At 62.2% G+C, this 16,127-nt stretch carries 14 protein-coding genes; 13 read left to right on the top strand and 1 reads right to left on the bottom strand.

Annotated elements, in window-relative coordinates; all coding sequences use genetic code 11:
• The 13 genes from ACUM6F_RS01075 to ACUM6F_RS01015 all read left to right on the top strand — a co-directional run bounded on the left by ACUM6F_RS01075 (position 1) and on the right by ACUM6F_RS01015 (position 15,606).
• Entirely contained in the window at positions 1 to 297 is a 297-nt protein-coding gene (locus tag ACUM6F_RS01075; protein ID WP_445348225.1) for a type II toxin-antitoxin system RelE/ParE family toxin, read from the top strand.
• Between the two features lie 265 nt (positions 298 to 562).
• On the top strand, positions 563 to 1,543 hold the full coding sequence (locus ACUM6F_RS01070; protein WP_445348118.1) for an ROK family protein: 981 nt from the start codon (positions 563 to 565) through the stop codon (positions 1,541 to 1,543).
• 116 nt (positions 1,544 to 1,659) lie between these two features.
• A complete protein-coding gene (locus tag ACUM6F_RS01065) occupies positions 1,660 to 3,687 on the top strand; it encodes an amylo-alpha-1,6-glucosidase (RefSeq protein WP_445348117.1) in 2,028 nt (675 codons plus the stop codon).
• 178 nt (positions 3,688 to 3,865) lie between these two features.
• Positions 3,866 to 4,726 (top strand): RNase adapter RapZ, encoded by an 861-nt coding sequence (rapZ, locus tag ACUM6F_RS01060; RefSeq protein WP_445348116.1) that lies wholly within the window; start codon positions 3,866 to 3,868, stop codon positions 4,724 to 4,726.
• 118 nt (positions 4,727 to 4,844) lie between these two features.
• Complete coding sequence (gene whiA, locus ACUM6F_RS01055) at positions 4,845 to 5,771, top strand: DNA-binding protein WhiA (protein ID WP_425620361.1); 927 nt, start codon at positions 4,845 to 4,847, stop codon at positions 5,769 to 5,771.
• Between the two features lie 2 nt (positions 5,772 to 5,773).
• On the top strand, positions 5,774 to 7,117 hold the full coding sequence (rpoN, locus tag ACUM6F_RS01050; RefSeq protein ID WP_445348115.1) for an RNA polymerase factor sigma-54: 1,344 nt from the start codon (positions 5,774 to 5,776) through the stop codon (positions 7,115 to 7,117).
• A gap of 42 nt (positions 7,118 to 7,159) precedes the next feature.
• Positions 7,160 to 8,191: a type I glyceraldehyde-3-phosphate dehydrogenase gene (gene gap / locus ACUM6F_RS01045; protein ID WP_445348114.1), complete on the top strand. Its 1,032-nt coding sequence runs from the start codon at positions 7,160 to 7,162 to the stop codon at positions 8,189 to 8,191.
• 52 nt (positions 8,192 to 8,243) lie between these two features.
• Positions 8,244 to 9,422 carry a phosphoglycerate kinase gene (locus ACUM6F_RS01040; RefSeq protein WP_425622181.1) on the top strand — a complete coding sequence of 393 codons (1,179 nt, stop codon included), beginning with the start codon at positions 8,244 to 8,246 and terminating at the stop codon, positions 9,420 to 9,422.
• Between the two features lie 127 nt (positions 9,423 to 9,549).
• The gene (gene tpiA / locus ACUM6F_RS01035) at positions 9,550 to 10,320 is read left to right on the top strand and encodes a triose-phosphate isomerase (protein ID WP_445348113.1); all 771 of its coding nucleotides are present in this window, start codon (positions 9,550 to 9,552) and stop codon (positions 10,318 to 10,320) included.
• Positions 10,317 to 11,855 (top strand): 2,3-bisphosphoglycerate-independent phosphoglycerate mutase, encoded by a 1,539-nt coding sequence (gpmI, locus tag ACUM6F_RS01030; RefSeq protein ID WP_445348112.1) that lies wholly within the window; start codon positions 10,317 to 10,319, stop codon positions 11,853 to 11,855. Before tpiA ends, gpmI begins: the two co-directional genes overlap by 4 nt.
• Positions 11,856 to 11,859: 4 nt before the next feature.
• On the top strand, positions 11,860 to 13,143 hold the full coding sequence (gene eno / locus ACUM6F_RS01025; RefSeq protein ID WP_445348111.1) for a phosphopyruvate hydratase: 1,284 nt from the start codon (positions 11,860 to 11,862) through the stop codon (positions 13,141 to 13,143).
• Positions 13,144 to 13,231: 88 nt separating this feature from the next.
• Positions 13,232 to 13,459, top strand: coding sequence for a preprotein translocase subunit SecG (gene secG, locus ACUM6F_RS01020; protein WP_425620355.1), 228 nt, complete (start codon positions 13,232 to 13,234; stop codon positions 13,457 to 13,459).
• Positions 13,460 to 13,587: 128 nt separating this feature from the next.
• Positions 13,588 to 15,606: a sodium-translocating pyrophosphatase gene (locus tag ACUM6F_RS01015; RefSeq protein WP_425620354.1), complete on the top strand. Its 2,019-nt coding sequence runs from the start codon at positions 13,588 to 13,590 to the stop codon at positions 15,604 to 15,606.
• Positions 15,607 to 15,740: 134 nt separating this feature from the next.
• Here the strand turns inward: ACUM6F_RS01015 and ACUM6F_RS01010 are convergent, their stop codons facing one another.
• On the bottom strand, positions 15,741 to 16,100 hold the full coding sequence (locus tag ACUM6F_RS01010; RefSeq protein WP_445348110.1) for a CGGC domain-containing protein: 360 nt from the start codon (positions 16,098 to 16,100) through the stop codon (positions 15,741 to 15,743).
• Positions 16,101 to 16,127 lie beyond the last annotated feature (27 nt).

The raw sequence follows: 16,127 nt of genomic DNA, 5'->3' as shown, positions 1-16,127 counted from the left end.
CTGGTCTCGCGAAGCCGCCGCCGATTCGAAGCGCTTGCCCGGTACATTGCCAAAGACTCGCTTTTCTACGCTGCGGCGGTTGTGCAAGAGATTCTTGACGCCAGCCGTTCTCTAAGAAGGTTTGCAGAAAGGGGGCGTATCGTTCCCGAACTCGGTGACCGCAAGTTCCGCGAACTCCTCATAAGAGGTTATCGCCTCATCTACCGCCTTGAAGAATCCCAGGTCTTAATAGTAGGCCTTGTCCATAGAAAACGTAATCTAAAAAGGTTATGGAGAAGGGGAAAACGAAACGGCTAGGGATATTGTTCAAAAAGCCAGGCTTTTCCGAGAAGGCTCTACCGTCATTAGATCAGTACGAGCCAGGAACGTGGTAATAACTTCGGCATTATCTTCTGCCGGTTGGGAATTATATCGAGCGGAACGGTGTAAAAATAGGAATACCTATTGTGCCGAAGAACCGAGGGGAGAGAGTGTGCCATAATAAAGCGATCGCGGAGGCGGTCGCCTTTTTTGACTTCTGCCTCTGCATCCGGGCTCTGACTTCTTTGTTGGGAGTGACATTTTGCTTTACGTTGCCGGAATCGACCTCGGGGGAACGAAGATCTTGACCGCCCTGGCCGATACCGAGGGGCGGGTCGTGCAGGAAATCAAGATTCCCACGCAAGGCGGGCGGGGATTTGACCACGTCGTGGAACGCTTGGCGGCCTCGGTGGGCGAGGTCCTGGCCCGGCAAAAAGCCGGCAGGGATGAACTGGTCGCGGTGGGGGTCGGCGCCCCGGGGCCGCTGGACCCGTCGACGGGGATCGTCAAAGAGGCCCCGAACCTTCCCGGCTGGCACGGCGTACCGCTGGCTGCATCCCTTGCGGCCAGGGTCGGGGTCCCCGTACGCATCGACAATGACGCCAACCTCGCCGCCCTGGGCGAGCACCTCTTCGGAGCCGGGCGCGGTACGCGGGACATGGTATACGTGACGGTCAGCACGGGCATCGGCGGGGGGCTGATCCTGAACGGAGAGCTGTACCGAGGAGCCGGCCGGGTGGCCGGAGAGATCGGGCACCTGCCGATCGCCGACGCCCCTGCATGTCGCTGCGGAGGCAGGGGCTGCCTGGAAGCGCTTGCCTCCGGGACGGCGATAGCGCGGGAGGCCAAGCGGCTGGCCAAGAGCGGCCAGGCTCCGGGACTGCTGGCGCTGGCGGGGGGGAGCGCCGGGAAAATCACGGCGCCCCTCGTCTTTGAGGCCGCGGAAAGGGGAGACCCCCAGGCGAAGGAGATCGTCCGCAGCGCGGCGGCCTACCTGGGCCGGGGGCTGGCCGTGGTCGTCAACATGCTCAACCCGGAGATGATCGTCCTGGGGGGCGGGGTGATGACGGGCGGCAGCGCGATGTGGGACGTGATGCTGCGGGAACTGCAGGAACTGGCCTGGGAGGCTGCGCTCGATTCTCTACAAGTAGTCCCGGCCGCCCTGGGCGGGCGTTCGGGCGTGATGGGCGCCGTCGCTATGGCCTTGGAGATAGCCCAAGGCCATAGCGGCACCGGGCATTAAGCACCAGGCAATAGGATTATATCATGATGCTTAACGCTTAGTGCCATTAAGGTAGGTGATTGACAGGGGCGGTTCCGAGACAAGATAAGCAAAAAGATTCGAAGGATGGGTAACTTTTGGAGTTCGGCAAGGACGAGTGGCGCACCTTTGAACGGGGCGCGGGAAAGGAATGGCTGGTAACGAACGGCCTCGGCGGCTACGCCTGCGGCACGCTGATCAACGCCAACACCCGCAAGTACCACTCCCTGCTGATGGCCGCCCACAACCCGCCCGGCCTGCGCGTCCTGCACGTGGCCAAGCTCGACGAGTGTATCGAAACGCCCTCTTCCTTTTACAACCTCGCCGTTAACGAGACCGGCGGGGGCGTGTCGGACAGGGGTTTTCTGCACCTCCAGCGCGTCGTCTGCGATCCTTTCCCTACCTTTATCTACAGCATGGGCGACATCACCGTCCGCAAGACGGTCTTCATGCCATACGGGCACAATGCCGCCGTGGTCCTCTACAAGGTGCAGAACGGCCTGGAGAAGGCCACGCTGCGGCTCACGCCGATGATCAACGACCGCGGCTACCACTTCATCACTCACGAAGGACAGATCACCTTTGCGCAGAAACCTCACCTTCGCAGCACGGAGATCGCCGGCCGGCCCGAATTCCCGCCGCTCAAGCTGGCCTGCAGCCGGGGCAGGTACTACGAGACCGGGTACTGGTTTAAGGGGATGTACTACCGCATCGAGGCCGAACGCGGCGAAAACCCGTACGAGGACCACTACGTTCCGGGTTATTTCGAGATTGTGCTGCAGCCCCGGGAGCATGCCGCTTTCACCTTCAGCGCCTCGGTCGAGGCTAAGGCCTTTCTGAACGGCGAAGAGCTGCTGGAGGCTGAACGAGAGCGCGTGCAAGTGCTTATCGAAAAGGCCGGGTTTGCAGACCCCTTCGCTCAAGCCCTGGTCGTGGCGGCCGACGCCTTCATCGTCTTGCGGAAATCGACGGGAACCAAGACGATAATCGCGGGCTACCCGTGGTTCACCGACTGGGGGCGGGACACCATGATCTCCCTCCCGGGGCTGACGCTGGTCACCGGCCGCTACGAGGAAGCCAGGCAGATCCTTTTGACCTACGCCAGGCAGGCCAACAACGGCCTTTTGCCCAACGCCTTTAAAATCGGGGCCAGGGAGGCGATGTACAATACCGTTGACGCCTCGCTCTGGTTCTTCAACGCCGTGTACAAGTACCTGCAGTATACCGATGACTACGGCTTCATCCGCCGCGAGATCTTTGCGGTGCTGCGGGACATTGTGGCCTGGTACGTCCGGGGCACGGACTTCAACATCGGTATTGACGACGACGGCCTGGTCCGGGCCGGGGCCCCCGACGTCCAGCTTACCTGGATGGACGCCAAGATCGGCGATTGGGTGGTCACGCCCCGCCACGGCAAGCCGGTCGAAATCCAGGCGCTGTGGTACAACGCGCTCAAGGTCTTGGAACATCTGTGCGAGAAGTTCGACGAAGAGTTTCCGTACCGCGGGCTTGCGGAAAAGGTTAAAGATAGTTTTCACCGCCGGTTCTGGGTGTACGGCTGGCCGGGAGGCGAAAGATGGCTTTGCGACGTGGTGACCGGTCACGAGCAGGACGCCAGGGTCCGTCCCAACCAACTGCTGGCGGCCAGTCTCCCGTTCAGCATGCTCGACCGCGAACAGTCCCGGGACGTCGTCCGCAAGGTCTGGCGCGAGCTGTACGCCACATACGGCCTGCGCAGCCTGAGCCCCAGGGACCCCGACTACCGGGGCGTCTACATCGGGGACCGGGTGCGCCGCGACGGCAGCTACCACCAGGGGACGGCCTGGAGCTGGTTGGTCGGCCCGTTCATCACCGCCTACCGGCGCGCGCACGGTTATTCGCCCGAGAGCGGGGAACAGGCCAGGGCCTTTATCCAGCCGTTCGAGGATCACCTCCGGGACCACGGCGTGGGCAGCATATCGGAGATCTTCGACGGCGACGAGCCGATCTATCCCCGGGGCTGTTTCGCCCAGGCCTGGGGCGTGGGTGAGCTGCTCCGCGCCTACGTGGAGGACGTGCTGGAAGCGGGTTATCCGATTAAGACCCCTGTGCAGCGTCGACCGCATCGCGAAGATCGCGAAGAATGAAAATAGCTGCAACAGGTCTGACGGCTGACAACTGTTTGCTGATGACCGATTTTTAGTTTGACGGGCAGAGAGGACTATGCCGACAAGCGTTTAAATTATCCAAAGGAAAGCAAAAGAGTACGATCAGGGTCGCAAAGCGTTTCGCATCTGAGGTCCTGATTGCAGGAGGCCTTCAACAATGACCGCTCCCCGCATGGTGATTATTACTGGTCTTTCCGGGGCGGGTAAGACGCAGGCCGTTAGGGTCTTGGAAGACCTGGGGTTTTTCTGTATCGACAACCTGCCGCCGACATTGATCCGGAAGTTCGCCGAGCTCTGCGCCCAGAGTAGGATCGGGCGCGTGGCCTTGGTCATCGACATCCGGGGCGGGGAGTTTTTCGGCGCCTTCGCCGGCGTCCTGGACGAACTGAAGGCCGAGGGCATCCGTTACGAAATACTGTTTCTCGACGCCTCCAACGAGGCCCTGGTCAGGCGGTTTAAGGAGAGCCGCCGCCCCCATCCCTTGAGCCCTTCCGGCGAGATCATCGAGGGCATCCTGGCCGAACGCCGGCGTCTCCAGGAATTGAAAGGCTTGGCCAACAAGATCATCGATACCTCCAATCTGACCGTCAACCAGTTAAGGCAGGAAATCGCGGGCCTTTACGGGGAGGACGACGGCCAGGAAAGGCTGGCCGTCAATATCGTCTCGTTCGGTTACAAGCACGGCATTCCGCTCGATGCCGACCTGGTCATCGACGTGCGTTTTCTGCCCAATCCCCACTATATCAGCGACCTGCGGCCGCTGACCGGTTACAACCGGAAGGTCCGCGACTACGTCTTTAACTCCCCGGATACCTTGGAATTCGTGGAACGCCTCGCTTCGCTGCTCGAATTCCTCATTCCCCGCTATATTAAGGAAGGCAAGACGTCGCTCACGATCGCCATCGGGTGCACGGGGGGCATGCACCGGTCCGTCGCCCTGGTCAACCACCTGGGCGAGCTGCTCAAGAAACAGGGCCACCGCATCAGCGTCAGGCACCGGGACATAAAGGGCGAATAATTTGTCCCCTGGTTAACTAATATCTCTATAACAACAAGAAACAAGGCTGCGAACCGGTTAAATAGCAGAACACATTTTGGTCTATTGTGCTATAATATTGGCAGTAAGGCGGGATATTTTGACCTTTTCGGTCCGCACCAAGGAGGAATTAGCCAGGATCGAGGGCCGGCTCTGCTGCCAGAAAGCCGAGTTGGCTGCCCTGGTGCGCTTTTGCGGCTCCTTGCGCGCGCCGGGACCCGAGCCCGAGGGGCTGGCGATCGGTACCGAAAACGCCGGCGCCGCGCGCAAAGCTTACAAGCTGCTGAAGCACGTCTGCGGCCTTGAAGCGACCATAGCCATCCGCCGCAGGCAGCGCCTGCGGAAGAACAACCATTACGAGGTCATCGTCGAATCCCAGCCCCGCTTTGCGGAGGCGTGCAAGGCGCTGGGGCTTAAGGCCAGGGGCATTAAGAAAAGCCTAGTCGGTCGCGACTGCTGCCGCAGGGCCTACCTGAGGGGGGCGTTCCTGGGCAGGGGTTCGGTGTCGAGTCCCAAGGGCGAATACCACCTGGAGATCATGGCCGGGTCGGAGCCCGTCGCGCAAGACCTTGCCGCCCTGATGGCCCGGCTGGGGCTGGATGTCCGCGTCGTCAGCCGCCGGCGCGGATGGACCGTGTATATCAAGGAAGGCACGCAGATCGTCGACTGCCTCAACCTGATGGGGGCCCACAACGCCCTGCTGGCCTTTGAAAACGCGCGCGTTTACAAAGAGATGCGCAACCGGGTCAACCGCTTGGTGAACTGTGATACGGCCAACCTGAGCAAGGCGGCCGAGGCCTCGGTCCGCCACCAGGAAATCATCCGGCGGATCGACGAGTCGCTGGGCCTGAAAAAGCTTCCCGAGCCGCTGCGGCAGTTCGCCGAACTCCGCCTGCGGTATCCTGACGCCAGCCTGCGGGAACTCGGCGAACTAGCCGCGCCGCCGCTTTCGAAATCCTGCGCGGGCCACCGCATGCGGCGTCTCGAAGCCATCGCGGAAAGGCTGGCCGGGAAGGAAAAACGTTAGACATGCGCCAAGACCTGCACCTGGATCAGCGACAAACACTAAAACCGGCGCTCGGGATCGAGCAGCGGCAGGCCCTGACCGTCTTGCAGCTCCCGCTTCCCGACCTGATCGAGTACATCGACCGGGAACTGCAGGAAAACCCGCTCCTCGAGGCCGACCCGGGCCAGGAGCGGCTGCCGGGGGGCGAGGCCGAAAGCGCCGAATGGCTGAGGTACCTTGACGACGCCAGCGACACCGGATTCGCGCCGGAGCGGCGCCGCGCACGGGACGCGGTCGTGGGCGTCGCCACGGAGACGCTGGAGCAGCACTTGCTGTCCCAGCTCAGCTTGAGCCCGGTCGACGCCGAAACGCGCAGGATCGCCGCCTACCTGATCGGGAACCTCGACGAAGACGGCTACCTGCAGGTGGATGTCGGCGAGGCCGCGCGCGAGCTCCGTACCGGCGAGGATGCTGTCCGGGCCGCCCTGGATCTCGTCCAGACCTTTCACCCGGCGGGGGTGGGGGCCCGGAACGTGGCGGAAAGCCTCGTCCTGCAGTTAAGGCGCCGGGGTTTCGACGAGCCGATCTTCGCGAGCCTGGTGACCGGCCACCTCGACGACTTGGCCGCGGGTCGGTTCGAAAAGATCGCCAAGTCCTTGAGGGTCAAGGCCGCCGACGTCGCGGAGGCCCTCCAGGTCATCAAGGAGCTCAACCCGCGCCCGGGGTTGCAGTTTTCCGACGGGCATGGGACGCGTTACCTGATGCCCGATGTTATAATAGAAAAAGTTGGCAAGGAATTCGTCGTTTTGGTCAACGAGACCGACCTGCCGCGCCTGAGCATCAACGCAACTTACCAGAGGCTTTTGGCGTCGGCGGACGGCGATGCCGAGACGCGCGGTTACATCAGCGGGCGGCTCAAGGCCGCCCAGGAGCTCTTAAAGAACGTGGAACGGCGGCGACTGACCCTTTGGCGTGTCGTCACCCGCATTGTCGAGGAACAAAAGGCTTTCTTCGAGAAAGGCCGGGCCTTTCTCGTCCCGCTTACGCTGAAGGAGGTCGCCGACGCGCTGGGAATACACGAATCGACCGTGTCGCGAGCCGTCGCCGGGAAATACGCGCAGACGCCGCGCGGCATATTCAGCCTGAAATTCTTTTTCGCCTCGGGACCGAAGGACGTGTCGGCCGAGGCGGTGAAACGCCGGATAGCGGAGATCGTCAAACAGGAGAACCAAGAGCGCCCTTACAGCGACCGGCAGATTGCCGCCATCCTCGCCCGGCGGGGCATAGAAGTCTCCCGGCGGACGGTGGCCAAGTACCGTGACGAGCTCGGCCTCCGGCCGGCCAGACAAAGGAAGCGCGGGTTATAAAACGGGATGCGAGAGAGATAATAGGGAAGGAGTGGGCGGAAAATGGCGGTGAAGCTGGGCATCAACGGTTTTGGACGGATCGGACGCCTGGCATTGCGCGCGGCCCTGCAAAGGGATGACGTCGAGGTTGTTGCTGTCAACCACAAGTCGCGGCGGATCGCGGTATCTCCCAATTACGGCAAGGAATTGGCCCACAGCCTTAAATACGACTCGGTCCACGGGAAACTTAACGTCGATACTACCGGCTCCGGCGAGCACATGGTCCTGAACGGGCGCGAGGTCAAGGTGTTCGCCGAGGCGAACCCGGAAGCGCTTCCCTGGGGGGAGCTGGGGGTCGACATCGTCATCGAATCAACGGGCAAGTTCCGGGAACGCAAGGAAGCCGCAAGGCACCTGGCGAGCGGTGCACGGAAGGTGATTATTTCGGCGCCGGGCAAAGACGACGATGTAACCATCGTGATGGGAGTGAACGAGGAAGTCTATGACCCCCGGGTGCACCACGTTATCTCCAACGCGTCCTGCACGACAAACTGTCTCGCCCCGGTAGCCAAGGTCCTGCACCGGAGATTTGGCATCGTCAAAGGGTTGATGACTACCGTGCATGCGTATACCAACGGGCAGCAGCTGCTGGATATGCCCTATAAGGACCCGCGCCGGGCACGCGCCGCCAACCTCTCCATTGTTCCGACGACGACCGGTGCGGCCGTCGCCGTCAGCCGAGTGCTGCCGGAGCTTGAGGGCCGCCTCAACGGTTGTGCGCTCAGGGTGCCGGTGCCCAACGTTTCGCTGGTTGACCTGGTTATGGAATTAAGCCGCGCAGCGACCGTCGCCGAGGTCAACGGGGCGTTCATCGAGGCGGCGGCAGGGCCGCTAAAGGGGATCCTGGCTTACTCCGACCTGCCCCTCGTCTCCATCGATTACAACGGGGACCCCCACTCGGCCACTGTTGACGGGCCCTCGACTATGTCTATCCAGGAAAACATGGTCAAGGTTCTGGCGTGGTACGACAACGAGTGGGGATACACGCAAAGGCTTTTGGACCTGGCCTTGTATGTAGCCCTGAAGGGCTACTGATCAGACGACTGACGGTTGACGACCGACAACCGAATTGGAGGGTTCCATCGTGATTCAGAAAAAGACTGTGCGTGACGTTGACGTTCAGGGCAAACGCGTCTTCGTGCGCGTAGACTTCAACGTCCCTATCGCGGACGGGCGCGTGACGGACGACACGCGCATCAGGGCCGCCCTGCCCACCATCGAGTACCTGAGGAAGAACGGGGCGCGGGTGATCCTGGCTTCGCACCTCGGCCGCCCAAAGGGCAAGCGCGACGAGAAGTACAGCCTTAAACCCGTGGCCGGGAGGCTGGAGGAACTCATCGGCGAGGAAGTCGTGCTGGTGCACGACGCCGTCGGGCCCGAGGCCGAAGCGGCGGCCGGTGCCCTCAAGCCCGGCCGGGTAATGCTCCTGGAGAACATCCGTTTCTACCCGGAGGAAGAGAAGAACGACGCCGAGTTCGCCCGCCGACTGGCCCGTTTGGCTGATATATATGTAAATGACGCTTTCGGTACCGCCCACCGCAGCCATGCCTCCACGGCAGGCATTGCCGCGCACCTACCCGCAGTGGCGGGTTTTTTAATGGAGCGGGAATTGGACGTCCTGACCGGCCTCCTGACCGCCCCCCGGCACCCGTTTATCGCCATTATCGGGGGGGCTAAGATCGCGGACAAGATCGGCGTCCTGGAAAAGCTGTCGAACAAGGTGGACTCGCTGCTGATCGGCGGGGGGATGGCCAACACCTTCCTGGCCTCGCAGGGTTATGACATGGCCGGTTCCCTCGTCGAAAAGGACGGGCTGGATACCGCCCGGCAGCTTCTCGAGAAAGCCAAAGAGAAGCAGGTCGAGTTCCTGCTCCCTGTTGACTTGGTTGTCGCTCCGGGCGTCGATGCTCCCGGCGAGCGCGAGACGGTTAAGGTCGGGGAAGTGCCGCCCGGCTGGATGGCCCTCGATATCGGCGGCGCTACCGTCGAATTGTTCAGCTCCAGGATTGAAAAAGCGGCGACCGTGTTCTGGAACGGCCCCATGGGTGTTTTTGAAAAGCCCGGGTTTGACACCGGCACGCTGGCGCTGGCTAAAGCCGTCGCCAAGGCGCCCGCGTCGGTCGTCGGCGGGGGAGACACTTTGGCCGCCCTGGAGAAGGCGGGCGTCAAGGATCAGGTTTCGCACGCCTCGACCGGCGGCGGGGCTTCGCTGAAGTTTTTGGAAGGGAAAGAACTCCCCGGTGTGGCGGCCCTTCTTGAGAAGTGAGAGGTGGGAGGTCAGAGGCGAGACCCGTTGGAAAGGATTTGGCATTGCCCCGGTCTAAGCTAACACCTCGGGATGGCCGTTGGATATGGGTAACGAGTAATGACTGACTCATTACGGGGAGGAAAACATGCGGACACCGATTATCGCGGCGAACTGGAAGATGTACAAGACCTCTTCCGAGGCCGCCGCCTTCGCCAAAAAGCTCAAACTCGCCGTCGCCGGCTGGGTGGGCATCGAGATCGTCCTGTGCCCCGCTTTCCCCGCCCTCGAGGCGGTGGCCGCCGTTCTGAAAGGAGGGGCCATCGGCCTGGGGGCACAGAATATGTTCTGGGCCGACGAGGGCGCGTATACCGGAGAGGTTTCCGCCCCGATGCTGAAAGAAGCCGGGTGCGGTTTCGTCATCCTGGGCCACTCCGAGCGGCGGCAGTATTTCGGAGAGACCGACGAGCTGGTCAACAGGAAGGTCGTGGCCGCCTTGAAACACGGCCTCACCCCCGTCGTCTGCGTGGGCGAAACGATCGAGCAGCGGAAGGCCGGCCGGACCGCGGATGTCGTGGGCACCCAGCTGGCCGGGTGCCTGAAGGGCCTGTCGCCGGAGCAAGCGGCGGGTCTGGTCGTTGCCTACGAGCCCGTCTGGGCCATCGGAACCGGCCATACGGCCTCGGACGAGGATGCCCAGGAGGTCTGCGCCCTGATCAGGCGGGCGGTCGCCCGGGATTTCGGCCCGGGGGCGGCCGACGCCGTGCGCATCCAGTACGGTGGCAGTGTCAAGCCGGAAAACACCAGGGGCCTTCTGTCCCAGCCGGACATCGACGGGGCGCTGGTCGGCGGCGCCAGCCTCAGCCTGGCTGGTTTTGAAGCCATCGTCAACGTTACGCGGGAGGTCTACGGCTCTTGAGCGGCAAACCGCTGGTTTTCATCGTCCTGGACGGCTGGGGTAAGGACGACCCGCACGCCGGCAACGCCATCACCCGGGCCGCGACCCCGAACTGGAACAGGCTCTGGGCCGAATACCCCCACGCCGTTCTTTCGGCCTGCGGCGAGGACGTAGGCCTGCCCCCGGGGCAGATGGGCAACTCGGAGGTGGGGCACCTGAACCTGGGCGCCGGCAGGGTCGTTTACCAGGATCTTTTACGCATCACCCGCAGCATCGAGGACGGCAGCTTTTTCGCCAACCCGGTCCTGGTCGAGGCCTTCAAAAAGGCGCGCGAAGGAGGCCGGGCCGTTCACCTCATGGGGCTTTTGTCGGACGGCGGTGTCCACAGCCACATCGAGCACCTCTTCGCCCTCCTGGAGATGGCCGCGCGTCTGGGACAGGAAAAAGTTTTCGTCCACGCCTTTCTCGACGGCCGCGACGTTCCGCCCGCCAACGCCATCGAGTACGTCAACGCCCTGGATGACAAACTTCGCGAAGCCGGCCGGGGCAAGATCGCCACGGTTATGGGCCGCTACTTCGCCATGGACCGCGACAAGCGCTGGGAACGCACGGCCAGGGCCTACAAGGCCATGGTTTACGGAGACGGTATCGGCGCGGTTTCGGCCGCCGAGGCCGTGGACAATGCCTACGGGCGCGGGGAGACCGACGAGTTCGTCCAGCCCACGGTCATCGTCAGCGGCGGCGAGCCGGTGGGGCTGGTTGAGGACGGGGACACCGTCATCTTTTTCAACTTCCGCCCCGACCGGGCGCGCCAGATCACCCGGGCCTTCGTCGACAAGGAGTTTGCGGGTTTCGACCGGGGTCCCCGCCCCGTCACCGTGCATTTCGTCTGCTTCACGGAGTACGACAAGACGATCGAGGCGCCGGTCGCCTTCAAGCACGCCCACATCAAGAACACCCTCGGGGAGGTCTTGAGCAGGCATAACCTCAGACAGCTGCGGCTGGCCGAGACCGAAAAATACGCCCACGTGACCTTCTTTTTCAACGGCGGGGTCGAGACCCCTTACCCGGGGGAGGATAGGATCCTCATCCCGTCGCCCCAGGTGGCCACCTATGATTTGCGGCCGCAAATGAGCGCCGTGGAGGTCACCGACGCGCTCCTCAAGAACCTGGATCGTTACGACGTCGTGATCATGAACTTCGCCAACCCCGACATGGTCGGGCACACGGGCAACCTGGAGGCCACCGTCCAGGCTATCGAGACGGTCGATGCCTGCCTGGGGCGGATCGTTCCCCGGGTCCTCGCGCGGCGGGGGACGGTCATCCTGACGGGCGACCACGGGAACGCCGACAAGGTGTGCGATGAACAGGGATGCCCGTTCACGGCGCACACCTGCAACCCCGTACCGTTTGTATTGGTTTCCGCGCGCCCGCGCCTGTCGCTCAGGAACGGAAGACTGGAGGACGTCGCCCCCACTATCCTCGACCTGCTCAGCCTGCCCAGGCCGGAAGAGATGACGGGGCGTTCACTAATCGTAGAATCCAAGGAGGGATAAGGCTATGTCGACCATGATTGTCGATATCTTCGCCAGGCAGATCCTTGATTCCCGGGGCAACCCCACGGTAGAGGTCGACGTCGTCCTGGAAGACGGCACGCTGGGGCGCGCCGCCGTTCCGTCCGGCGCTTCCACCGGAACCTTCGAAGCCGTCGAACTGCGCGACAAAGACCCCTATCACTATTTCGGCAAGGGCGTGTTGCAGGCCGTAACCAACGTCAACACCGTGATCGCCCCTGAGATCACCGGCTTCGACGCCACCGACCAGGTGAAGATCGACGAGGCGCTGATCGCGCTCGACGGTACCGAAAACAAGAGCAAGCTGGGGGCCAACGCCATCCTCGGCGTTTCCATGGCCGTGGCCAAGGCGGCGGCTAAGGCCGTCGGGCTGCCCCTTTACCGGTACCTGGGGGGAACCCTGGCCAGGGACCTTCCCGTCCCGATGATGAACGTGCTCAACGGGGGGAAGCACGCCGACAACAACCTGGACATCCAGGAGTTCATGATCGTGCCGCTGAGCGGGGCGAGCTTTGCCGAGAACCTGCGCATGGGCGTGGAGGTCTACCACAAGCTGAAGGCGGTGCTCGGCAAGCGGGGGCTGGCCACGACGGTCGGCGACGAGGGCGGTTTTGCCCCCTTCCTGGAGTCGCACGCCCAGGCCCTGGACCTGCTGGTGGAGGGAATCGAGGCGGCCGGGTACAAGCCGGGCGAAGATATCGTGCTGGCCCTGGACCCCGCCGCCAGCGAGTTTTACAGGGACGGCAGATACATCCTGGCAGGGGAAAACAAGCATCTTTCGGCAAGTGAAATGATAGACTTTTACGAGCAACTCGTCGGCAAGTACCCGATTGTCTCCATCGAGGACGGGCTGAGCGAGGAGGACTGGGACGGCTGGAAAGCGATGACCGACCGCCTGGGCGGGAAGATCCAGCTTGTCGGGGACGACCTCTTTGTGACCAACAGGACGCGCCTGGCGAGAGGGATTGCGAGCGGGGTGGCAAACTCCATCCTGATCAAGGTCAACCAGATCGGGACGATCACGGAAACCCTGGAGACCATCGCCACGGCCCGGCGCGCCGGGTACACGGCTGTCGTTTCGCACCGCTCGGGCGAGACCGAGGACGTCACGATCGCCGACGTGGCCGTGGCTACCGGCGTCGGACAGATCAAGACCGGCGCTCCGGCGCGCAGCGAGCGCGTGGCCAAGTACAACCAGCTCCTCCGCATCGAGGAGGAACTGGACGAAATCGCGCGTTACGCGGGACGGAAGGCCATCGCCAGGCAATAGAACCTTTGTGAAATTGCTGTCATAAACCGTTGTCAGCATGTCCCCCGCGTGCTATAATTAATGCCAAGTTGCGGAGGTATGTCTAACTATGCTTAAAATCATCGTTATGGTTTTCGAGGTGCTCGTCGCCCTGGCGCTGATCGCCGTCGTACTCCTGCAGTCCGGGAAGAGCGCCGGCCTTTCCGGGGCCATCGCCGGCGGCGCGGAGACCTTCTTCGGCAAGAAGAAAGGGCTGGACCAGTGGTTTGCTAAGGTTACCGTGATCTTGGCCATTATTTTCGGACTCCTGTCTTTGATTCTTTTTGTCTGGAAATAGTGGCTTGTTTCTTTAAAACTTCTCTACCTTAATTAACCATCTAACTTCGGTTTGGGGAGGTGATTTTGAAGCTTCTCAGGGTTCCTGTTGGGTGGACTTTTCCTAATTTCATGTGGAGGTGACCTTTTTTGGATCAGGCGTTGATCCCGTATCTAGGCATCGCTGCCGCCGGTATCGGCATCCTGTTCGCGGCTTACCTGATCTCCTGGGTTCTCAGCAAGCCGCCCGGCAACGAGAGGATGATCCAGATTTCCGCGGCCGTCCAGGAAGGCGCGATGGCCTACCTGAACCGCCAGTACAAGACCATCACCATGGTCGGTATCCCTGTTTTCGCCCTTATCTGGCTTGGTCTAGGTTTCTCGACTGCTCTCGGCTTCCTCGTAGGGGCTTTCTTCTCCGGCCTCTGCGGCTACATCGGCATGACCATTTCGACCCGCGGCAACGCCCGCGTGGCCGAGGCGGCCAAGCAGGGCATGCCCTTCGCCCTGCAGGTGGCCTTTAAAGGCGGTGCCGTCACCGGCATGATGTGCGTCAGCCTGGCCCTCCTCGGTGTGGCCGGTATGTACGCCATTTTCCAGGATCCGGTCTCTCTCGTCGGCCTTGGTTTCGGCGGCAGCCTGATCTCCGTGTTCGCCCGTCTCGGTGGCGGTATCTTCACCAAGTCGGCTGACGTCGGCGCTGACCTCGTCGGTAAGATTGAAGCCGGCATTCCCGAAGACGACCCGCGTAACGCCGCTGTCATCGCCGACAACGTCGGTGACAACGTCGGTGACTGCGCCGGTATGGCGGCCGACCTGTTTGAAACCTACGCTGTTACGGCCGTCGGCTCGATCCTGCTCGGCTTCCTGCTCTTCCCGGACAATCCTGCATTCGCCGTGTTCCCGATTCTTCTCGGCGCTGCTGCGATTATCGCGTCCATTATCGGTACCTTCTTCGTTAAGCTCACCGGCCCGAACATCATGAGCGCTCTCTACAAGGGTATGTGGGCCGCGGCTATCCTGTCGCTGATTGCCTTCTACCCGCTGACCATTGCGGTGCTCGGTTCGGCGACCTGGTTCTGGCCGGCTCTTGTCGGTATCGCCGTGACAATGATCATCGTCTACATCACCGACTACTACACTTCGGCCGGGTTCCGTCCCGTTAAGTCCATCTCTTACGCCTCACAGTCCGGGCACGCGACCAACATTATCACCGGTATCTCGGTCGGTATGGAGGCCAGCGTTATCCCGGCCCTGACCATCGTCGGCGGCATTCTCGTCTCCTACGTGACCGGTAACGCCGCGGCGGAAGGCGGCGGTCTCTATGCTATCGCTCTCGCCTCGATGTCGATGCTCTCGATGACCGGTATCATCGTCGCCATCGACTCCTACGGCCCGATCACGGACAACGCCGGCGGCATCGCCGAAATGGCCGAACTCCCGCCGGAAATCCGCAACATCACCGACCCGCTGGACGCTGTCGGCAACACCACCAAGGCCGTTACCAAGGGTTACGCCATCGGTTCCGCCGGTCTTGCCGCCATCGTGCTTTTTGCTGACTACACCCACGCTCTCGGCGAGTACGTCCCGCACGAGATGCTGACCTTCTCCATTAACGATCCGTGGGTCCTCGCCGGCCTGTTCATCGGCGCCGCCCTGCCGTTCCTGTTCTCCTCCCTGGCGATGGGCGCCGTCGGCCGCGCGGCCTTCGAGGTCGTGAACGAAGTGCGCCGCCAGTTCCGCGAGATCAAGGGCATCATGGAAGGCACCGCGAAGCCCGAATACGGCCGCTGTGTCGACATCGTTACCAAGCGTGCGATCAAGGAAATGATGCTCCCGGGTATCATTCCGGTTGCCGCTCCGATCCTCGTCGGCTTCCTGCTCGGCCGTGACGCCCTCGGCGGGCTGCTGATGGGCACCATCATCTCCGGCCTGTTCCTTGCCATCTTCCAGACCGCCGGCGGCGGCGCCTGGGACAACGGCAAGAAGTACATCGAGGAAGGCCACTACGGCGGCAAGGGCTCCGAGGCCCACGCGGCTGCGGTTACCGGCGATACCGTCGGCGACCCGCTGAAGGACACCTCCGGCCCGGCCATCAACCCGATGATCAAGGTCGTGAATATCGTGGCCCTGCTCATCGTTCCGTTCGTCGCCAACATCGTTCGATAATCATAGCGACGGCGCAACACAAGAACCCCCGCCGGCGGGAAACCGGCGGGGGTTCTTTCATGTGGGCACATCCGGCACGGTGCGTCTGAAGCGGCGCGGCGTTACGACTGGTTCGAGACCAAGCCGAATTGTGTTTACCAGGGGTGTGTTCCGATCACCACTTCTTTCCCGAATTTCGCCTTAAGCTTGGCGGAAAGCTCCTGCAGGTCGACGGGGCACTTTGCGGTCAATGTCGCCTTGACCATGCAGGCTCCGAGATGGATAACGTCAAACTCCCGGTCGTAGACCTTGGCCAGGTCAGAGATTAGGGCCACCTTGGGCATCACCAGCCCGGGGCAGTCTCCGCAGTCGCCCATGGCGACGACATCCAGGTCCTCGTCACGGTAGCGGGCAAACTCGCCTTGGCGTTCCCGCATCGCCTTGAAGCATTTCATGCAGGACACGCAGGTCACATCCTTGATCTTCTTGCAAGAAACGATAATAATCCTGGCCATCGAACTCCTCCCCTCAGTTAATGATAT

The organism is Desulforudis sp. DRI-14, assembly GCF_052618305.1.
This window is presented reverse-complemented; position numbering and strand designations above follow the sequence as displayed.